Below are 19,607 nucleotides of genomic sequence, written 5' to 3'. Positions count from 1 at the left end.
AGGACCTCCAGGCTAGCCAGCAAGCTCGGCTGAATTCATTTTTGCCAAGCGTTCGATATCGATGATCAAGGCCACTCGGCCATCCCCCATGATGGTTGCCCCGGAAACACCATCCACCTTGCGATAGTGGGTTTCCAGACTCTTGATGACCACTTGATCCTGGGCAATCAGCTCATCCACAAAAAGCGCCAGTTTGCCGTCCACCGTTTCCACCACGACCAAAATGCCTTGTTCCGGGTCAGTGAAGCGTGGTTTCAGGCTGAATAACTTGTACAGGGGCACCAGTGGCAGGTATTCACCCCGAATGTGCACCACACGTCCCCGACCGGAAACCGTTTTCAGTTGGGACTTGTCCGGCTGCATGGATTCCAGAATACGCGTAAGAGGTAAAATAAACACTTCTTCACCAACACGCAAGGACATACCATCAAGAATCGCTAATGTAAGCGGTAAACGCAAGCCGATTCGGGTGCCCTGTCCGGCCACGGAATCAATTTCAATCTGACCCTTCATTTCGCTGATATTGCGTGAAACCACATCCATCCCCACGCCACGTCCTGAGACATCCGTTACTTCCTTGGCCGTGGAAAAACCGGCCGCAAAGATCAGTTGCCAGACTTCTTTGTCCGTGGGGTTTTCACTGACAGGCACGCCTTTTTCCTCAGCCTTGGCCAGCAGTTTTTCCCGGCTGAGACCCGCGCCATCATCATGAATTTCCACCAGAATGCTGCCGCCTTGATGGCTGGCACTCAGGGTAATGGTGCCTTCTTCGGGCTTACCGGCTGCACGTCTTTCTTCCGGTGATTCAATGCCATGGTCGATGGAATTGCGCACCAGGTGGGTCAGGGGGTCGGAGAGTTTTTCAATCAGACCTTTATCCAGCTCGGTATCTTCACCCACCAGCTTCAGCTTGACCTGTTTGTGCATTTTTTTGGTCAGATCCCGCACCACGCGGGGAAAGCGTCCGAACACAAAATTGATCGGCAGCATGCGGATGGACATCACGGCTTCCTGGAGATCCCGGGAATTCCGCTCCAGGTTGGCCAGGCCGTTATGAATGTTTTCGTATTCGATGGGGTCAAGAACCGAAGCCGACTGCGCCAGCATGGAGCGAGTAATCACCAGCTCGCCCACCAGATTGATGAGTTGATCCACCTTTTCGACCCCCACACGGATCGAGGCATCAGCAGCGGCTTTGCTTTGTGGTTTGGCAGGGGCCGGTTTGGCTTTATTTGGTGTTTCGGGTTTTGCTGAGCGCTGATTTTCAGGTTGTTTTTCTGCAGCAGCCGGTTTGGCAGGCAGTTCTTTTTCATCCACAAAAAAGCCATAACCCTGATCGTCTTCTTTTTGATCCTGGGCTGCAGGCAGCTCGGACTGATCAACAAAAAAGCCAAAGCCTTCATCTTCGCTTTCTTCACCACCGGCAGGCTCGTCATCAAAAAAGCCATAGCCGGGATCATCCTCTTCAGCCTCAGCGGTTGCACCTTCTTCGTAAGTGAAGGTCACTTCATCGGGCTGGCACACCCAGGCAAAAATTTCCGAAAGCTGCTCCTGGGCCACTTCCGCATGCAGCCGCCAGCTGGCTTTGCCTTCTTCCGGGGGTTGCAGGTTGTCCACCGGCCCCAGAGCAGCCAGGTCTTCGGTGATGGCTTCATGGGAAGCACCCTTGGCAAACACATTTTCCCTGGGGTGCAATTCGATCAGCCAGCTGGAACCGCCGCTGGAAGCAGGCTGTTGTGAATCGGCAGGTGGGGCTGCCGGAGAATCCGGGTAGGAAGAGGCCTCGTCGGTTGCCAGGCGGGTCAGTTCCCCCTTGATGCTGGCAATACGCTCGGCATCGGTTTCCGTGCCCTGCTGGTGGGCGTCAAGCATGGCACCGAGAAGGTCACTGGCCTGCAAAAAAGCCTCGATCATCTCATCGGTCGGGTGCAGCTCCTGTTTACGCAGGCGATCCAGAAGGGTTTCCAGAGCATGGGTGAGTTCGGCAATGTCCGTAAAACCAAAAGTGCCAGCGCCCCCCTTGATGGAGTGGGCCGCCCTGAAGATGGCATTGAGATCATCCAGGTCAGGGTCATCCAGATCCACTGCCAGCAGGAGGTTTTCCATGGTTGCCAGGTGTTCATAGGCTTCATCGATAAATACCTGGTGAAACTGGCTAAGATCAACACTCATGGGCCAAACCTCTTTGCATCATAGAAAAAAAGAACATCAACCGATTACTTTTTTAACCACGTCAATCAGTTTCTGCGGATCAAAGGGTTTAACCAGCCAGCCGGTTGCACCTGCAGCCTTACCCTGCTGCTTCATGGCAGCCCCGGCTTCTGTCGTCAGCACCAGAATGGGCGTGCGGCTGTAAGCAGGCAGGGCGCGCAGGCTTTTAATCAGGGTCAGGCCATCCATATTGGGCATATTCTGATCCGTCAGAACCAGATCAAAGCGACCTGCCTTGGCTTTATCCAATCCCTGCTTACCATCCACTGCTTCAGTCACTGAATAGCCGGCACCTTTTAAAGTAAAAGACACCATCTGACGGATGGACGCGGAATCATCGACAGTTAAAATCGATTTTGCCATTCACTTAATCCTCTAAAAAAAATCAATAAGCTATGTATAAGCTATGTAAATTCAACCTGTTTTCAAGCATACACTGTTTGTACAGTTTTCAGAAACACCCTGCAACTTTCAGGGATAAACTAGAATTCTTCCCATTCGTCATCTGCCTGGTGCTTGGGGGGTGGCGGCGGAGCCAGGCGTTTCTTGCCCTGTGGCGGTTTCTGACCCTGGGGCTTGCGAGCCTGGGCTTGCTGTTTGGCTGCCGGAGTTTTGGCAGAGCCGCCCAGGCGCTTTTGACCTGAATCAACATCACGGCTGATTTTGAACGCAGAAACCGAATCACTCAGGGATTGCGACTGTTCTTCCAGGGATTCGGCAGCAGCTGCAGCCTCTTCCACCAGGGCCGCGTTCTGCTGGGTGACATCATCCATCTGGATAACAGCCTGGTTGACCTGCTCAATGCCCTGACTTTGTTCATCCGAAGCCGCCGAGATTTCGCCCATCAGATCCGTGACCCGTCTGACCGAGATCACGATCTGTTCGATGGTATCCCCGGTTTCACGAACCAGTTCACTGCCCGAGCGTACTGTGTCCACAGACTCACTGATCAGAGCCTTGATTTCCTTGGCAGCAGAAGCCGAGCGTTGCGCCAGAACCCGAACTTCACTGGCGACGACGGCAAAACCACGTCCCTGTTCCCCTGCTCTGGCCGCTTCAACGGCAGCATTCAGCGCCAGAATATTGGTCTGGAAGGCAATACTGTCAATAAGGGTGGTGATGTCCGCAATTTTTTCCGAGCTGGTACTGATGTCTTCCATGGTGGCTACCACCTGGCGGGCTTTATCGCCCCCTTCTGAAGCAACCCGGCTGGCATCCTTGGAAAGTTCGTCCGCCTGGCGGGCATTATCGGCATTCTGCTTAACCGCTGAGGTCAGTTGTTCCAGACTGGAGGCTGTTTCTTCCAGGCTGGAGGCCTGTTCTTCGGTGCGCTGGGACAGATCACTGTTGCCTGCGGCAATTTCACCGGAGGCTGTGGTAATCGAGGCAACTGCTTCCTTGATATCCGCGACCAGGTCTTCAATCTTGGTGACAAACACATTGAAGTGCCGGGTCAGTTCGGAAAGCTCATCCTGCCCCCCTTCATCAAGGCGCACGGTCAGGTTGCCGTCACCGCTGCTGATGTCCTTCATGGCATCGGCGGTTTCTTTGATGGGCCGGATAATCGAACGACCGATCAGGGCTGCGACCACCAACATACTCACCAGAATAATGGCGGCAACCGTAATCAGGGCAATCAGGCTGTCCAGAAACTTGCTGTCGAGATCATCAATATAAACCCCGGTGGCAATCACCCAGTCCCACTCTTCATAGTGACGCGCATAGGACAGCTTGGGACTGTTGACGTCACTGCCGACCCGGTTCCAGTGATAACGCACCACCGTGGAATCATTACGTACAGCACCTTCAATCATATCCCGCACCAGGGGGACGCCATTGACATCCTCCAGATCCATCATGTTGTTACCACGAAGATCCGGGCTGGGGTGGGCAATGGTCAGGCCATCACGGGCAAAAATGAAAACATAATCATCATCCGGCCCGTAAATCATCGAGCTGACTGCCGCGGCTGCCTGCTCCTTGGCCTCGCGTTCCGTCAAGTTTCCGCTGCTGGCCTGTTGCTGATAGTTGTCCACCACGCCTTCGGCGGCATCCACCATCGCCTTGACTTCATCCAGCGTCATGTCTTCCATATCGGCGTATTGACGGTTCAGAGCCACGGCCAGAACTGCCAGCATACCGATCACAGCCAGAAGATTGATGATCCAGATACGGTGATTGATTTTCAGTTTCCGTAATAGCATGTGCTGTTTTCCAAATGCAGTTGAAATAAACGTCTTTGCAGTGCGACTAATAGACGCAATTATGACATGGATACCTGGAGTGATGCACGATTATTAGGCTGAGATGATATAAAGGCTGCATGAAGCTCCTGCGTTTCTTTTGTATATCGGTTAAAATGCCCTCTGGCTTCCTGGTTTAGCGGAAAAAATGACTGAATATCTTCTTTTGCTTGTCAGCACCGTTCTGGTCAACAACTTTGTACTGGTTCAGTTTCTTGGGCTCTGCCCCTTCATGGGAGTGTCCAACAAACTGGATTCGGCGCTGGGTATGTCCCTGGCAACCACCTTTGTGCTGACCCTTTCTTCAGCTTTCAGCCATCTGGTTTATCATGGTCTTTTGCTGCCGCTGGAGCTGGAGTACCTGCGCACCATCAGCTTTATCATCATGATTGCTGCGGTAGTCCAGTTCACTGAAATGCTGGTTCAGAAAACCTCCCCGGTTCTGCACCAGACCCTGGGTATTTTTTTGCCCCTGATCACCACCAACTGTGCTGTACTGGGGGTGGCGCTTCTCTCCATCACCCGTGACCAGACCTTTGTGGAAGCCATCATTTATGGCCTGGGTGCCGGTCTGGGCTTTGCTCTGGTGCTGGTCTGTTTTGCAGCCCTGCGTGAACGCCTGGCTCTGGCTGATGTACCCGCTCCTTTCAAGGGGGCAGCGGTGGCGATGATGACGGCCGGTTTGATGTCACTGGCCTTTATGGGCTTTACCGGCATGGTGCAGTTGTGATGCTTGAACTTCTGGTGAGCAACCCGGTGCTTTCTGCGCTCTTGGCTCTGTCAGGGCTGGCTCTGGTGATCGGCCTTCTGCTGGGTTTTGCCCAGGTCAAATTCCATATTGAAGGCGACCCTCTGGTGGAAAAAATCGACCAGTTACTGCCCCAGACCCAGTGCGGGCAATGTGGGCATCCCGGCTGTCGACCCTATGCCGAAGCCATTGCTGCCGGAGAAGCCATCAACAAATGCCCACCCGGAGGTGAAGCCACCATCCAGGCGCTGGCCGATCTCCTGGGTCGGGAACCCCTGCCGCTGGATGCCGAAGAAGGCGTCAGCAGCGATAAAAAAGTGGCTTACATTCGTGAAGAGGAGTGCATTGGCTGCACCAAGTGCATTCAGGCCTGCCCGGTGGATGCCATTATCGGGGCTCCCAAGGTCATGCATACGGTAATTATTGATGAATGCACCGGCTGCGACCTCTGTGTTGAACCCTGCCCCGTGGATTGCATTGATATGCTGCCGCTGCCCAACGAACTGCAAAGCTGGCACTGGCCTGCACCCCCCGGCCCGCTTGCACCCCCTCAGGCCCGCCTGATTGCAAGTGATCAAGCAGAAGCGGTCAAACAGGAGGCACAAGCATGAAAGATCTCCTGATCATCGAAAAAACCCGTTTTCACGGTGGCATTCACCCCCCGGAATGCAAAGACCTGTCCACCCGGCAGCCTCTACAGACAGCCGCCTTGCCTGACGAAGTGGTTTTGCCACTGGGTCAGCATCATGGCAACCTGGCCAAACCCCTGGTGAAACCGGGAGACTCCGTCAAAACCGGACAACTCCTGGCCCGCAATGAGCAGGCCAGCGGTGCTTGTGTACACGCCAGCATCAGTGGTGAGGTGGTCGCAATTGAGCCCCGTCCGGTTCCCCATGTTTCCGGGTTGAGCTTACCGGCCATTGTTCTGCACAGTGACGGCCAGGATGAGGCCTTCAACAATCCCAGCCTGCCTTGCTGGCAGGAAGCTTCAGCAGCAGAACTGTTACCTCTGATCCAGAGTTCCGGTCTGGTGGGTCTGGGTGGTGCTGTTTTCCCGACCCGCACCAAGCTGGCAGGTGCCCTGGACAAAGGCATCGACACCCTGATTATCAATGCTGCCGAGTGTGAACCCTACATTACAGCGGACGACCTCTTGATGCGCAGCCGCCCCCAGGCCCTGCTGGAAGGGATCGGCATCCTGCAGAAACTCCTCAAACCCCGACACTTGTTGCTGGGAATTGAAGACAACAAGCCTGAAGCCCTGCAGGCCCTGCAGGAGGCGCTTCCCGGCAGTACTGTAGAAGATGAGCTGCAACTTTGTGTACTCCCCACCCGCTACCCTTCCGGTGGTGAAAAACAGCTGATTCAATTACTGACGGGTAAGGAGGTACCCAGCGGCGGTCTGCCTCTGGATATCGGCGTGCTTTGCCATAATGTCGGAACCCTGGCGGCCCTGGCTGATGCTGTGGTCAGAGGACAGCCACTGATCGAGCGCATCGTCACCCTGACCGGAAAAGCCCTTCGCCACCCCGGCAATTACCGGGTTCGCATTGGCACCTCGGTAGAAAAACTCCTCCAGCAAGCCGGGCTGGAAACACAGCAAAGCAGCCGTGTCATCGTCGGCGGCCCCATGATGGGCTTCACCCTGCCCACCACCCAGGTGCCGGTCAGCAAAGCCATCAACTGCCTGCTATTGCCCACTGCCGAAGAACTCCCCCTACCCGGCCCGGAACAGCCGTGTATTCGCTGCGGGCGCTGTGAAGAGGTCTGCCCGGCTCAACTCCTACCCCAGCAGCTTTACTTTTATGCGGCCCACCAGGCCTGGAGTCAGGCAGAAGAGCAGCAGTTGTTTGACTGCATTGAATGCGGCGCCTGTGCCTGGGTTTGCCCCAGTGAAATCCCCCTGGTGCAGTATTACCGTTATGCCAAGGGCCAGATCCGCCAGCTCAATGCCGATGCCGAGAAAGCCGAACAAGCCAGACTGCGCTTTGAAGCCAGAAAAGAGCGCTTTGAACAGGAAGCCAAAGAAAAAGAGGCCAAGCGCAAAGCCCGCGCTGAAGCAGCGGCCAAGGTGGCTGCTGCGAAAAAAAGCAAACAGGAGGAAGCTGACGAAAGCCCTGCAGCCTCCTCGGCAACCACGCAAGACGCATCAGACGCCAAAAAGCTCAAACAACTGAAAGTGGCCAAAGCGGCGGCAACGGTGGCCATCAAGAAAGCTGAAAAAAGCCTGAGCAACCTCCAGGCTTCTGCCGATGCCACGCCTGAGCAGATCAGCGAACAACAGCAACGACTGGCCGCCGCCAAAGAACAACTAGCCAAGGCTGAAGCCAAACTGGCTGCAGCCGAAGAGGGTTAACATGGCCTGGATTCAACTGTCTTCACCCCACGCCCATAATCGCATCACCACTGACCAGGTCATGCGTCAGGTGTTGCTGGCCTGTATTCCCGGCATCCTGGCCCTGACCTGGTTTTTTGGCCCCGGCATCCTCATTAATCTGCTGCTGAGCTGTTTTGCCGCCCTGACAGCGGAAGCGTTGGTTCTGTGGCTGCGCCATCGCCCCATGAGTGTTCTGAAGGATAATTCTGCACTCGTCACGGGCGTGCTACTGGGACTCTGTCTTCCCGCCACAGCGGCCTGGTGGGTGCCTCTCCTGGGTGGATTTTTTGCCTTGCTGGTGGGCAAGCAACTCTTTGGTGGCCTCGGACAAAACCCCTTCAACCCGGCGATGGCGGCCTATGCTTTTTTGCTGGTCAGCTTTCCGCTGCAGGTCAGCATCTGGCCGCAACCGGTCACACCCTTGAGCACTGGAGACGCCAGTTGGCTCCACTCCCTACCCGGAATGGATGCCATGACCGGAGCCACAGCCCTGGATGCCTGGCGTAACAAGGGCCTCTTGATGGCTGAAGAATTCTGGCAGGATGAAAGTCGCCTGGCTCCCGAGATGCTGCAAGCCTGGGCCAGTGTCGCCCTGGCCTGGCTGCTGGGCGGCCTCTATCTGATCCACCGGCGTATTATCAACTGGCAGTTGCCGGTTGCTTTTTTGACCACCCTGTTTATTGTCGGTGCTTTCGTCTGGGGGTGGGATACCAGTCATTATGCACCGCCCTGGTTACACATCGGTGCCGGTTCAGCAGTGTTTGCTGCCTTTTTCATCCTTACCGATCCGGTCAGCGGAGCCACCAGCCTCAGGGGTAAAATCTATTTCGGCATTGGCACCGCTTTATTGGTGATTGCCATACGCACCTGGGGAATCTACCCGGATGGCGTGGCTTTTTCAGTCCTGTTGATGAACTTTGCCGCCCCGGCCATGGACTACTACACCCGCCCCCGTGTTTATGGGCAGGCCCGGGCCCAACGCGGAATACGCAAGGAGAAGCAGTCATGAATCAGCCGGAGAAGACCGCACCACGCCTGGGCAGCAGCCTGCGCAAAAGTGTGCTGGGACTGGTGCTTTTTGCTCTGGTCACTGCCGGGGCTGTCTCTGTAACCAAGCTTCTGACCGGAGAACGCATTACCGACAACCGCGCCGAGGCCGAAGCTCGTCTGTTGTTGGAACTGGCACCCCCGGAAGAGGGCTACCAGCTGGATCTCGATCAACCCCTGACCCTTCCCGCTGCCCCGGAACTGGGTCACAAGGATGCTTTTCAGGCCCATCTGGCCTACCAGAATGACCAGCCTGCCTTGTTATTGCTGCCGGTCATTGCTCCGGATGGCTACACCGGCAATATAGAGTTGCTGGTTGCCTTGCAGTTGAACGGCAAAGTTCAGGGCGTGCGGGTTACCCAGCATCTGGAAACACCGGGTCTGGGTGATAAAATTGAAGAAAAAAAATCAGACTGGATTCACTCATTTGCTGGGCGCAGCCTGGAAAACCCTGAACCTGAAGACTGGACGGTTAAAAAAGAGGGCGGAGAGTTTGACCAGTTCACCGGGGCCACCATCACACCCAGGGCGGTTGTACATGCCGTCAAACGCAGCCTGATCTGGTATCAGCAAGAGAAGGGTCAACTACCATGAGTGAAAATACCGACCTCTACCAGAAAATCGCAACAGACGGTCTTTGGAACAACAACCCGGCTCTGGTTCAACTGCTGGGGCTTTGCCCCCTATTGGCCGTGACCAATACCTTTGTCAATGCTCTGGGATTGAGTCTGGCGACCTTGCTGGTCATGTTGGGTTCGAATTTATCCGTCTCCCTGATTCGCCATCATGTACCCGCCAGTGTGCGCCTGCCTGCTTTTGTGATGATTATTGCTTCCTTCGTGACCTGTGCTGAACTACTGATGCAGGCCTACACCTATGAGCTTTATCAGATTCTGGGGATTTTCATTCCCCTGATCGTCACCAACTGCATGATTCTGGGACGGGCCGAAGCCTTTGCTTCGAAAAATCCGCCCCTTCCGGCACTTTATGATGGCCTGATGGTTTCCCTGGGATTTGCAGCTGTTCTGCTATTGCTGGGCACTCTGCGGGAGATTCTGGGTCAGGGCACTCTCTTCAGCGGTATGGACCTCATGTTCGGTTCTGCAGCAGTCGACTGGAAAATCACCTTTTTCAGCGATTTTCAGGTGCTGATCATGCTGCTGCCTCCCGGCGCCTTTCTAGGCACCGGCCTTTTAATCGCCCTGAAAAACCTGATCGATATTGAGCGCAAGAAACGCGCCCCCAACCCCGTCATAGCCACTGACAAAACCAGCCGCCGAGTCCGAATCAGCTAACCATGAATGCCAGCAAACGCCAGGAAATTTTCCGTCGCCTGAGGGACAACAACCCCGAGCCCACCACCGAACTCAACTGGACAACGCCCTTTGAACTCTTGACCGCTGTGCTTCTCTCGGCCCAGGCCACCGATGTCGGGGTCAATAAAGCCACCGCAAAACTGTTTCCTGTGGCCAATACACCGCAGGCCATTCTGGATCTCGGGCTTGAAGGTTTGAAAAGCTATATCAAGACGATTGGCCTCTACAACACCAAGGCTGAAAATCTGATGAAGACCTGCCGCCTGCTTCTGGATCAACATGACGGCCAGGTTCCCCAGACCCGCAAAGAGCTGGAAGCCCTGCCGGGTGTCGGACGCAAAACCGCCAATGTCGTCCTCAACACAGCCTTTGGTCAACCCACCATCGCCGTGGACACCCATATTTTCCGGGTCAGCAATCGTACCGGAATTGCCAAGGGCAAAAATGTTGAAGAAGTTGAACAAAAGCTGCTGCGACATGTTCCCAGAGAGTTCAAACAGGACATTCACCACTGGCTGATTCTGCATGGCCGCTACACCTGTGTAGCGCGCAAACCCCGCTGCTTGAGTTGTATTCTTGAAGATCTATGTGAATTCAAGGATAAAACTGAGTAAGATAAGCGCAGGAATTCAATAATCCAACCTGGATACATTTTCAAGAGAGGTTACCCACGTGACACCCCTAGCTACCGCCAAACGCTCCCGCGCCGTTACCACTGAAGAAGTCCTCCTGATTCTTTGTCATTCCGTCACTGAAGTGCTGGGTAATGCCGGCAACAAGGAGGTCTCCTACTCGCCTATGGTGCAAAAAATCAACAAAACCTGCCTGCGTCCGGATATCGGCTGTTTTGTTCTGTTTGACGGTGGCTTTTCAGGACTGGTCATCATCAACTTCACGGCCACTTCAGCCATGGAGATTTACCGCAAGTATCTGCTCAGCATGGGCATGCCCGAAGATGAACTGGCGCAATACCATACTGCTGATGAAGTGGGTAATGTCATGGGTGAAATCATGAACCAGATTGTGGGCGACTTCACCAACAAGGTGCGCCACCAGTTGAAAACCTCCATCACCCAGAGCCAGCCCAAGATGATGGCCATCAACAAACAGGTGCAGATCTCCGTCAATACCACCCTGGATCAGCCCCAGTCACGCCGGGTCACTTTCAATACCGATAGCAACAACATCTTCTATCTGGAGCTGTCGATGGACAAAACCGAGTTCATCAAGCTGCATGACTTTGATGAAACCGAGCTGGAAGATCCTGATGACATCCTGGCGGAGAATCGGGAAAAAGAAGACCGCAAAGCCAAGGAAAACACCGGCAATGACGATAATGATGACCTGATGAGTGACCTCGGGATTTGATCCTCAGAAAACAGCCCGTCCTCTGGGTGGGCTGTTCAGCAAGGCCTGCAAACGCTGCAAAGCTTCCCGCAACTTTTCCCGGCTGGCGGGTGGACTCACACAGAGACGAACAGCTCTGGGAACCGGCTGATTCCCCACGCTGAAAGGCTCCGCCCCCAGCACCCTGACTCCGGCATCAGCCGCAGCCCGAACAAACTCACCCGTCTGCCAGTCTCCCGGCAAATGCAGCCAGACCACAAAACCTGCCGGATGACGGGAATACTCGGCCCCTTCCAAAACCTCGCTCAACAACTGCTGCCGTGCCTGCAACTCCTGCCATTGCCATTCCAGCAAATAATCCGCTTCACCGGATTCAATCCAGGCGCAGGTCAGAGCCACCATCAGCGGCGGGGCCATCCAGCAATGCGCCCTTAAGGCTGCCGTCAAGCGCGGTAAAAGACTCTGCGGAGCTGCCATGACACCAACCCTCAAACCACCCGCCAGAATCTTGGAAGTACTGAACAGATAAACGCATCTTTCCGGTGCCAGATCGGCCAGCCTCTGCTGCCGAAATTCTGGTGGCATAAACTGAACTGCATCCTCGATAATCCAGAAATCATATTGCCTGGCCAGAGCCACCAGGCCTTCACGCCGGGCGGCTGACATACACACACCGGTCGGGTTGTTCTGATCTGGCATCAAGTAGACCGCCCTGGGCTTTTGTTGTTGGCACAGACGCTCCAAAGCCTGGAGGTCAATGCCTTCGGCATCCAGGGGCACACCCTGATGACGCAAATGCAACTCCCTGGCAGCAGCAATGGTTCCCGGATAGGTCAACTGATCGGTTACCAACAGCTCGCCCGGTGACAAAAGAGCCTGAAGGGCCAGAAAGATGCCATGCTGCCCCCCATCGGTCACGACCAGCTGTTCCGGCTCGATAGCCATTCCCAGACGTCGAAACCAGGCACAGAAAACAGCCAGCTGCTGAGGTTGCCCCCTTTCTGATTGGTAAGCCAGCACCTCGGCCAACTGCTGAGGGTCTTGAATCAAGCTCTGCATCGCCTCCTGCAAGCCCTGCAAACGCCTGGGTGATGGCACCATCAGGCTGAGCGACAAGTCCAGGCTGCTCTCTTCGCCTTCAGCCTGCAGATGATAAAAGTTGGGCCTTGCGTTTATCTGCGGATCACAAACATAGGTGCCGCTACCCACCCTGGCTGCCACCAGGCCGCGACGTTCAGCTTCAGCATAACCCCGGGTCACCGTGCCCGTGGTAACCCCCAGAGCATCAGCCAGCAACCGCTGGGGCGGCAGGCGGGTATCCGGTTGCAGCTCTCCCTGATCGATCGCCTCGGACAGGGCATCAGCCAACGCTTGGTAGCGAGACCCCTGGCGACCTTCCAGAACAGGCAGCCAGCTGCAACGACGTTTGGCTTTTTCCTGGAGGTCAATTGTCATGGTATCAATAATCCGATTGCAGTTTTAAATAGAGGCGATAAGCTGGAATTGTAGTTGTTCTTACGGGACAATTCAAAAATTGAACCCATACAATTTATCAAGACTGCAAGGAGAAAGCAATGCAAAGCGGCTGGAACTGGACCCCTGATAGCCTACTGCTTCTGGGGGCTGCCATGATGTACATGGTCAGTATGACTCTCACCCCTGGCCCCAACAACATTATGCTGACGGCCTCAGGGGCTAACTATGGATTTCGCCGAACCCTGCCCCATCTTCTGGGCATCGTCATGGGTTGTCTGGTTTTGTTTACCCTCCTGGCACTGGGTTTGGGAAAGATGTTTGAGCAGTTCCCTCTTCTGCAGACGGGGCTGAAAATCCTGGGGAGTCTTTACCTGCTTTGGCTGGCCTGGAAAATTGCCACAGCTCCACCTCCGGTTATCAGCCTGGAAGGCAAGAGTCGACCCTTGACCTGGTGGCAGGCAGCAGCTTTCCAGTTTGCCAACCCTAAAGCCTGGGTCATGGGCATCACCCTGATGGCCGGTTTTTTACCCAGTCAGGGGGAGCTGATCATCAATGCCCTGCTTCTAGCCGGACTCAGTGCATTGGTTGTTCTACCCTGTATTTCTCTCTGGGCAGGGCTGGGAACGGCGGTCAGCCGCCTGTTAAAAAGCGAGCATCAATGGCGTTGGTTCAATCGGGGAATGGGGGCCATGACTGCAGCCTGTGTGGTGATTATCCTGCAATAACCGGCTGATCTTCCTGGGCGGTAATCAACACGAGAGTACCGGCTGCAACCTGAGCAAAAACCTCCAGTATTTGCTCGGGTTGCAAACGAATACAACCATGGGACAAGGGAATGCCCATGGGTTGATCATCGGGAGTGCCGTGCAGGTAGATGTAGCGCCGCTGGCTGTCCACTGACCCGCCCCGGTTAACTCCTTTTTCTTCACCGCACAGCCAGAGAATCCGACCCAGTATCCAGTCTCTCTTGGGATGAGCCTGGTTCAGCTGCGGTGTCCAGATCTCACCTGTAGGGCGGCGCCCCTTGAAAACCGCCCTGGCATCCTGCCCCTGGCCGATGCAGGCGCGAATCCGATGCCAGCCTCTGGGGGTACAGCCACTGCCCTCCTGTTCACCCACACCGGCTCTGGCTGTGGAAACCGGCCAACTTTGCAGCACCTCTCCCGCTGCGCTCAGCAAATACAAACGCTGCTCGGCCACCCTCACCAGCAACCAGGGAGTTGTTGGATGCTGGGGAGCCGTGGCTGTCAAGTGAGCAAAGTTCATCAAAAAGATCCCTGGAGTTACTTGGAAGCAAAGCGCACACATTTTTCAGGACGCGTGAATACATCCCTGTAAGCTCTGGGCTGCAACTTCCTGTTGCAGACAGCCTGAAAAAAGGTGCCCTTGCTCCCTGGCAAAGTTTATAGATCCTAAGAAAGCGGATGCCCTGTCGCAGGCCTTTAAACTGCAAAAAACCGCAAAGGTCTACTCACAGATCCTAAGAAAGCGGATGCCCTGTTACTGGCACCTGCTCAAGCTGATTCACTGGGCAAGGGCAACTCCGGCACAGGAGCCTGCATGGCGACAGTCACCACGGGCAGCATGCGCGCCACCAGATCCTTGATCCGGGTTTTCTCAGCATAGTCGTTGTAGGCTATGTCGCGCAGGGCATCCAGGGAGGACATGGTAAAGACCACTGAGCCCAGCATAAAGTGGATGCGCCAGAAGCGTTCGGCGTCCGGCAGATCTGGGGTACAGAGTTTCAGCTGCTGGCTGAAGCGAGCAAAGGTCTGTCCGTAATGTTCCTGCAGATAACGGCGCATGTGCCCCTGAGCCTGGGTGTAAGCCAGCCCCAGCAAGCGCATGAATACGGAGAGGCTGCCCTTACTGGCCGGAACACTGATGGTGGTTCGGGCCAGGGTTTCCAGCAATTCCTCCAGAGTCACACCGCCACGCTTTTCCAGAGCGGCCAGCTCGGTATTGAACTGTTCACAGAAAGGGTCCAGATAACGGGCAAAAACCGCCTGGATCAGAGCTTTTTTGGAACCAAAATGATAATTGACCGCGGCCAGATTGACCTTGGCTTTACTGGTGATGGTACGCAGGGAGGTTTCAGCAAAGCCCTTTTCAGCAAAAAGGGCTTCGGCAGTATCTAAAATTCGTGTAACGGTATCCGACTGGGCCATGGGCGCTCCTGCGGCGGTCTGTAGTGGTTAAAACAGATGTTTTAAACATTATCCGACAAAGCGCCCACCAGGGTCAAGCTCCTTCGAGCCTGTCCCTCCAGCCTTCCACCCAACCCAGCAAGGCAGGAATCACCACCAGCACCAGCAGAGTCGCCACCGCCAGGCCAAAAACAATGGACACCGCCATGGGGATCAGGAACTGGGCCTGCACCGAGGTTTCAAACAACAGCGGAACCAGGCCCACCACCGTTGTTGTGGAGGTAATCAGCACTGCCCGCAAACGCTGACAGGCCGCTTCGATAATGGCGGCTTCCCGTTCCAGGCCTTCCTTGCGCAGCCCCTGATAAAAGCTGACCAGAATGATGGAGTTGTTGACCACTATGCCGGTCAGACCAAAGAGACCAAACAGCGACAGGATCGTCAGTTCGATATTCATCACAAAGTGACCCAGAGTGGCCCCCAGAAGCCCGAAGGGAATAATCGACATGACCACCAGCGGCAGCAGATAACTGCCGAACATCCAGGCCAGCACAATAAAGATGGCAGCCAGGGCAAACAGGAGGCCCATTTGCATATCGCCCAGGGTTTCCTGCTGGTCAACGGCACGCCCCTGGAAAGACCAGTTGATGCCATGACGCTCAGCCAGTTCCGGCAAAACCTCGGCAGCCAGACCCTCACGAATTTGCCCGGCGTTACCCTGAGCCCGATCCACCTCAGCAGAAACATGAATCGCCAGGCGCGCATCGGCATGGCGCAGGGTTTCAAAGCCGGGTTGATAATCCAGCTCAATCAGCTGTTGCAAGGGCACCCAGCCGTCCCCGGAGACCAGAGGCAAAGCCAATTGGTTGAGAATGGCGGCACTGTGCCTTTCTTCATCCGGCAGGCGTACCCTGACTTCCACCTCTTCGAGTCCATCCTGATAAAGCTGTACCAGACTACCATCAAAGAAGCCGCGCAGCTCTGCAGCCATCGTTTGCGGACTGTAACCCAGTGACAGAGCTTCGGGCCGCAGGCGCACCAGGAGCTGTTCACGACCATAGGGGGTATCGTCCTCCACAGCAAAAAGCCCCGGTATATCCTGCATGCGACCGGCCAGTTCCAAGGCCGCCTCTTTCAATTCTTCCGCTGTCCCTCCTTCCAGGCGCACATCGACATCACGTCCGGGAGGGCCGCCGGTCACGGCGGTGATCACCACCGAGTCCAACCCGGCCACTTGTGGCATCTCGCGATTCCAGGCATCGATCAGCTGCTGATTACTTACCTCCCGGCGATCCGGAGAAGTCAGCTCCACCAGCAAAGAAGCGAACTGGTCACCGCTGGGGGCATTGCCTTCCTGCGACAACTGCTGACCCAGACGTGTAACTCGGGTCTGGATCACCTCTTCCCCCAGGGATTCTTCCGCTTCCAGCAGGGCGGAGTCCATTTTTAGCATAAATTCCTCAACCTTTTGGGGCGAGGTGCCAGCAACAAAAGCAACATTGGCACGCACTGTGGTGCCATCCGGGCTGGGGAAGAAGGTAAAGCCAACACGCCCACCGGCCAACATCCCTACGGCCAGAATAAACAAGGCCAGGGCAATCGCCAGAGTCAGGCCTTTGCGTTCGACGGCTCCGCTTACCCAGCGACGAAAGCGCTGATCACGAAAGGACTCCAGACCGCGTTCAAAACGGGCACTGATGCCCTGCTGGGAATGCGCATCGAGTTTTTGGGGATCAACAGCCAGGCCGCGTTTGAGCTGATGCGGCAAAATCAGAAAGCTGATGATGAGAGTCGCCAGAATAACGCAGATCACCACCAGCGGAATTTCAAACATGATATTGCCGATAATGCCGCCCACCAGCATCAAGGGGAAGAAAGCCGCCACAGTCGTCAGGGAGGAAGCAATCACCGGCCCCAGCATGCGCTTGGCACCGGCTTCTGCAGCCTCTTCTGCAGAATACCCCTGTCCGCGTAAAGTGTAGGCATGCTCGGAGACCACGATGGCATTATCCACGATGATCCCCAGAGCCATGATGAAACCAAACAGGGACATCATGTTAATGCTGCCACCAAACAGCCAGAGGGCCACAAAAGCCGTGGTGAAGGCTATGGGAATACCCAGCGCCACGCGGATAGCCAGGCGGCCACTCAGGAATAAAAACAGGATGCCCAGCACCAACAGCAAACCACCCGCACCATTTTTCAGCAGCAGCTTGATGCGCTCGTCAATCAGCTCCCAGAGCTGGTCATACACTTCCAGCTCCACCTGGGGCGGTTTGTTCTGTCGGGTTTTTTCCAGCCAGTCATTGAACAGGCGGGCAGCATCCAGGGCGTCGGTGGTTTCCGTGCGTTGCAGCCACAGCTCCACAGCGGGCTTGCCTTCATAACGGATCAGGGTCTGGCCGTCTCTGGGCCCTTTGTTGATTTGGGCAAAGTCGCCCAGCTGGATCAGGCCCTGCTCGGAACTGGCAGAAATCGGCAAGTCGGCAAAAGAATTCTCATCCCGGGCCTGCTCCAGAACCCGCAATTGTCGCCCTCCCTGGTCACGCCCCACCAGACCTGCAGGCTGATCCTGGGTGAAAGCAGCGATCTGGTCAGCCAACTGGCGAGGGGTCAGGGACAAGGCCATCAGGTTGGCCAGGGGCACCTCAATGGCCATTTCCTCCTCAGGCAGACCGGCAAAATCCACCCGTTCAATACCGATATCCAGGAGCTCCTGTTCATACTGGCGGGCCAGGCTGCGCATTTCATCGGGATCATCCAGCCCGGTCAACAACAAACGGGCAATCGGTTCATAACGTACAATACGGCTGACGATGGGCGTTTCCGCTGCTTCCGGCAAATTGCGCAACTGCGCCACCCGGTCTTCCACCTGCGCCAGCGCCTGGGTCATATCGGTGCCATCACGAAATTCCAGAGTGATGGCGGCAATGCCCAGAGAAGAGGTGGAGGTCATGGATTTAAGACCATCCACACTGCGCAGTTCATTTTCCAGTGGCAGGGTCACACCGGTTTCCACATCTTCAGCACTGGCGCCCGCCCAGATAACCCGAACACTGACGATATCCAGGGAAAAATTGGGGAAAAACTGGGTGTTCAGCTTGTTCAAAGCCCAGCTACCGGACATCAGCATCAAGACAATCAACAGCGTGCTGGCCAGACGATGACGAAGGAAAAGGCCGATCAGGCCACCCTGCTCTTTCATTCAGTGGCCTCCCTGACATCGGCCAGATCACGGGTTTCCATCACTTCCACCAGCAGGCTTTGCATGGCATTGGGCAGACGGTTGGCCAGAACCTCGTCACCGGCCTGCAGCTCCCCGGAAGATACCAGGACGCCCGGCTCCCCCGCCAATACGCGATTGCCCTTGAGTTCCACATCCAGGCCTTCCAGGCGACTGTCCACCACGCGATAGATCCGGTTGCGACCCTGAACCGCCGCCACAGGCAGCCAGAACACAGCTTTCACTTCCGGTAAGGACAAATGGGCATCAATAAAACGTCCCAGAGCCAGACCTTCCGGGCGACCTTCGGCCAGGGTGAAAACAGCCTCGATACCGGCCGCATTGCGGGTATGGCCGGCCAATTCCTGAAGCTCAAAAACCAGCTGTTCATCGCCCACTTTGGCCTGGGCATAAAGCGGTTTTTGGGCAGCCAGCGCGGCCTGCAAGGCATCAACATGGCTCACCGGCAAGCGAGCTTTCATTTCCAGTTGTTCGGGTACAAACACGCTGATCAAGGGGGCCTGACCTGCAACACGATCCCCCTCACCCACCAGGATTTCCTGAACACGCAGGTCGGTTGGGGCTTTAAGCTGAGTGGCTTCCAGATCCCGTTGCGCCAGCTGCTGCTGGGTTCGGGCGCGCTGCAGATTGCTTTGCAACTGCTGCAAACGTGAAGAATACTGGTCTACAGCCAGCTCACGATTCATCAGAGCCAGGCGCTGCTGAGTCAGGGAGAGCTGGGCTTCGTCCACTTCCCGTTGTGAAGCCCGGTTGGCATCAGCCAGTTGACGCATACGGTTGTATTGTCGCTCGGCTAAAACCAGCATCCCTTTTTCCTGCACCAGAGCTTCTTGATCCACCCGATGCTGGCTCTGCAATTGTTCAAGTTGGGAGGTCAGATCCTGCAACTCGGCCTGACGCTGGTGATAAAGTGCCCGGGCATCCAGATCGTCCAGTTGCAACAAAACCTGACCTTGAGAGACCTGCTGACCTTCACGCACCCGTATCTCTTGGACATCGCCTGCTGTTCTTGCCCGCAAAGTGGCATTCGTCTGGCTGGTCAGCTCACCAAAAAGGCGCAACTGAGGGGCATAGTCCCCCGGCTGCACCTGCATGACGGCAATCGGCCAGCGCCTTTCCTCATCACCTGCAGGAGGCGGTTCCGGGCGGGTCATGCGTAAAATAACAAAGCCTGCCAGGGCAACCAGAATAACGACCAGGGGTAGAAAACGTTTCAGCAGAGGACGCATAGATCAGCATTTCCTGATATAGAAATTTGGAATCCAGAGTCTAATGCACTTGCGGTCAAAAATACAGAGTAAAGCTCTCCATCTGAGACAGGTTTTTGTTGCAGCGCACAATTTGATTTAGATCAAGCGTTCTTTGATTATAAAGAGAAGCTGCCCATAAGCATCAACCACCCCTTTGCAGATGATATAACTGTAATACTTAAAAATAAAAGGACAATCATC

The 19,607-nt window shown here is 55.4% G+C and carries 17 protein-coding genes; 9 read left to right on the top strand and 8 right to left on the bottom strand.

All coding sequences use genetic code 11. From position 1 onward, the window contains the following. Positions 1 to 12: 12 nt before the first annotated feature. From LG323_RS01915 to LG323_RS01905, 3 genes are all read right to left on the bottom strand, one after another. Positions 13 to 2,172, bottom strand: a complete 2,160-nt coding sequence (locus LG323_RS01915; protein WP_404418562.1) for a chemotaxis protein CheW — start codon at positions 2,170 to 2,172, stop codon at positions 13 to 15. 36 nt (positions 2,173 to 2,208) lie between these two features. Further along, a complete protein-coding gene (locus LG323_RS01910; protein ID WP_310696106.1) occupies positions 2,209 to 2,574 on the bottom strand; it encodes a response regulator in 366 nt (121 codons plus the stop codon). Positions 2,575 to 2,693: 119 nt separating this feature from the next. Continuing rightward, entirely contained in the window at positions 2,694 to 4,415 is a 1,722-nt protein-coding gene (locus LG323_RS01905) for a methyl-accepting chemotaxis protein (RefSeq protein WP_404418560.1), read from the bottom strand. 187 nt (positions 4,416 to 4,602) lie between these two features. Between LG323_RS01905 and rsxA the strand changes: the two genes are divergently transcribed. Genes rsxA through LG323_RS01865 form a run of 8 tightly spaced genes read left to right on the top strand, consistent with a single transcriptional unit; the run spans position 4,603 to position 11,310 of the window. Continuing rightward, complete coding sequence (gene rsxA / locus LG323_RS01900) at positions 4,603 to 5,184, top strand: electron transport complex subunit RsxA (protein ID WP_310696109.1); 582 nt, start codon at positions 4,603 to 4,605, stop codon at positions 5,182 to 5,184. Continuing rightward, entirely contained in the window at positions 5,184 to 5,813 is a 630-nt protein-coding gene (rsxB, locus tag LG323_RS01895; protein WP_404418556.1) for an electron transport complex subunit RsxB, read from the top strand. Before rsxA ends, rsxB begins: the two co-directional genes overlap by 1 nt. Further along, positions 5,810 to 7,558 carry an electron transport complex subunit RsxC gene (gene rsxC, locus LG323_RS01890; RefSeq protein ID WP_404418554.1) on the top strand — a complete coding sequence of 583 codons (1,749 nt, stop codon included), beginning with the start codon at positions 5,810 to 5,812 and terminating at the stop codon, positions 7,556 to 7,558. The genes rsxB and rsxC overlap by 4 nt, the downstream gene beginning before the upstream one ends. Before the next feature lies 1 nt (position 7,559). Further along, on the top strand, positions 7,560 to 8,588 hold the full coding sequence (locus LG323_RS01885; RefSeq protein WP_404418551.1) for an RnfABCDGE type electron transport complex subunit D: 1,029 nt from the start codon (positions 7,560 to 7,562) through the stop codon (positions 8,586 to 8,588). Next, complete coding sequence (rsxG, locus tag LG323_RS01880; RefSeq protein WP_404418549.1) at positions 8,585 to 9,220, top strand: electron transport complex subunit RsxG; 636 nt, start codon at positions 8,585 to 8,587, stop codon at positions 9,218 to 9,220. The genes LG323_RS01885 and rsxG overlap by 4 nt, the downstream gene beginning before the upstream one ends. Continuing rightward, positions 9,217 to 9,921 (top strand): electron transport complex subunit E, encoded by a 705-nt coding sequence (locus LG323_RS01875; protein ID WP_404418547.1) that lies wholly within the window; start codon positions 9,217 to 9,219, stop codon positions 9,919 to 9,921. The genes rsxG and LG323_RS01875 overlap by 4 nt, the downstream gene beginning before the upstream one ends. Positions 9,922 to 9,923: 2 nt before the next feature. Further along, the gene (gene nth, locus LG323_RS01870) at positions 9,924 to 10,556 is read left to right on the top strand and encodes an endonuclease III (protein ID WP_310696117.1); all 633 of its coding nucleotides are present in this window, start codon (positions 9,924 to 9,926) and stop codon (positions 10,554 to 10,556) included. Between the two features lie 58 nt (positions 10,557 to 10,614). Then, positions 10,615 to 11,310 (top strand): DUF3334 family protein, encoded by a 696-nt coding sequence (locus tag LG323_RS01865; protein WP_404418545.1) that lies wholly within the window; start codon positions 10,615 to 10,617, stop codon positions 11,308 to 11,310. Positions 11,311 to 11,313: 3 nt separating this feature from the next. Here the strand turns inward: LG323_RS01865 and LG323_RS01860 are convergent, their stop codons facing one another. Continuing rightward, on the bottom strand, positions 11,314 to 12,744 hold the full coding sequence (locus LG323_RS01860; RefSeq protein WP_404418543.1) for a PLP-dependent aminotransferase family protein: 1,431 nt from the start codon (positions 12,742 to 12,744) through the stop codon (positions 11,314 to 11,316). Between the two features lie 119 nt (positions 12,745 to 12,863). Between LG323_RS01860 and LG323_RS01855 the strand changes: the two genes are divergently transcribed. Continuing rightward, positions 12,864 to 13,490: a LysE family translocator gene (locus LG323_RS01855; protein ID WP_310696122.1), complete on the top strand. Its 627-nt coding sequence runs from the start codon at positions 12,864 to 12,866 to the stop codon at positions 13,488 to 13,490. Here LG323_RS01855 and LG323_RS01850 read toward each other — a convergent pair. The 4 genes from LG323_RS01850 to LG323_RS01835 form a co-directional block, all read right to left on the bottom strand. Continuing rightward, positions 13,477 to 14,031 (bottom strand): L,D-transpeptidase family protein, encoded by a 555-nt coding sequence (locus LG323_RS01850; protein ID WP_404418541.1) that lies wholly within the window; start codon positions 14,029 to 14,031, stop codon positions 13,477 to 13,479. The genes LG323_RS01855 and LG323_RS01850 overlap by 14 nt on opposite strands. A gap of 248 nt (positions 14,032 to 14,279) precedes the next feature. Beyond that, the gene (locus tag LG323_RS01845; RefSeq protein WP_404418539.1) at positions 14,280 to 14,933 is read right to left on the bottom strand and encodes a TetR/AcrR family transcriptional regulator; all 654 of its coding nucleotides are present in this window, start codon (positions 14,931 to 14,933) and stop codon (positions 14,280 to 14,282) included. 73 nt (positions 14,934 to 15,006) lie between these two features. Beyond that, positions 15,007 to 18,117, bottom strand: a complete 3,111-nt coding sequence (locus LG323_RS01840) for an efflux RND transporter permease subunit (protein WP_404418537.1) — start codon at positions 18,115 to 18,117, stop codon at positions 15,007 to 15,009. Next, on the bottom strand, positions 18,114 to 19,385 hold the full coding sequence (locus LG323_RS01835) for an efflux RND transporter periplasmic adaptor subunit (RefSeq protein WP_404418535.1): 1,272 nt from the start codon (positions 19,383 to 19,385) through the stop codon (positions 18,114 to 18,116). Before LG323_RS01835 ends, LG323_RS01840 begins: the two co-directional genes overlap by 4 nt. Positions 19,386 to 19,607: the final 222 nt, after the last annotated feature.

Origin of the sequence: Marinospirillum sp. (assembly GCF_044810985.1) — a bacterium.
In the GTDB taxonomy this organism is placed as follows: Bacteria; Pseudomonadota; Gammaproteobacteria; order Pseudomonadales; family Halomonadaceae; genus Marinospirillum.
The sequence above is the reverse complement of the archived record's forward strand: the minus strand, read 5'-3'. Positions and strand labels throughout refer to the sequence as shown.

Excerpts from the sequence above, each read along its gene's own strand:
- rsxC (WP_404418554.1), top strand. The coding sequence starts at position 5,810 with ATGAAAGATCTCCTGATCATCGAAAAAACCCGTTTTCACGGTGGCATT.
- LG323_RS01905 (WP_404418560.1), bottom strand. The coding sequence starts at position 4,415 with ATGCTATTACGGAAACTGAAAATCAATCACCGTATCTGGATCATCAAT.
- LG323_RS01885 (WP_404418551.1), top strand. The coding sequence starts at position 7,560 with ATGGCCTGGATTCAACTGTCTTCACCCCACGCCCATAATCGCATCACC.
- LG323_RS01860 (WP_404418543.1), bottom strand. The coding sequence starts at position 12,744 with ATGACAATTGACCTCCAGGAAAAAGCCAAACGTCGTTGCAGCTGGCTG.
- LG323_RS01835 (WP_404418535.1), bottom strand. The coding sequence starts at position 19,385 with ATGCGTCCTCTGCTGAAACGTTTTCTACCCCTGGTCGTTATTCTGGTT.
- LG323_RS01855 (WP_310696122.1), top strand. The coding sequence starts at position 12,864 with ATGCAAAGCGGCTGGAACTGGACCCCTGATAGCCTACTGCTTCTGGGG.
- LG323_RS01845 (WP_404418539.1), bottom strand. The coding sequence starts at position 14,933 with ATGGCCCAGTCGGATACCGTTACACGAATTTTAGATACTGCCGAAGCC.
- rsxA (WP_310696109.1), top strand. The coding sequence starts at position 4,603 with ATGACTGAATATCTTCTTTTGCTTGTCAGCACCGTTCTGGTCAACAAC.
- LG323_RS01875 (WP_404418547.1), top strand. The coding sequence starts at position 9,217 with ATGAGTGAAAATACCGACCTCTACCAGAAAATCGCAACAGACGGTCTT.
- nth (WP_310696117.1), top strand. The coding sequence starts at position 9,924 with ATGAATGCCAGCAAACGCCAGGAAATTTTCCGTCGCCTGAGGGACAAC.
- LG323_RS01840 (WP_404418537.1), bottom strand. The coding sequence starts at position 18,117 with ATGAAAGAGCAGGGTGGCCTGATCGGCCTTTTCCTTCGTCATCGTCTG.
- rsxB (WP_404418556.1), top strand. The coding sequence starts at position 5,184 with ATGCTTGAACTTCTGGTGAGCAACCCGGTGCTTTCTGCGCTCTTGGCT.
- rsxG (WP_404418549.1), top strand. The coding sequence starts at position 8,585 with ATGAATCAGCCGGAGAAGACCGCACCACGCCTGGGCAGCAGCCTGCGC.
- LG323_RS01910 (WP_310696106.1), bottom strand. The coding sequence starts at position 2,574 with ATGGCAAAATCGATTTTAACTGTCGATGATTCCGCGTCCATCCGTCAG.
- LG323_RS01850 (WP_404418541.1), bottom strand. The coding sequence starts at position 14,031 with ATGAACTTTGCTCACTTGACAGCCACGGCTCCCCAGCATCCAACAACT.
- LG323_RS01915 (WP_404418562.1), bottom strand. The coding sequence starts at position 2,172 with ATGAGTGTTGATCTTAGCCAGTTTCACCAGGTATTTATCGATGAAGCC.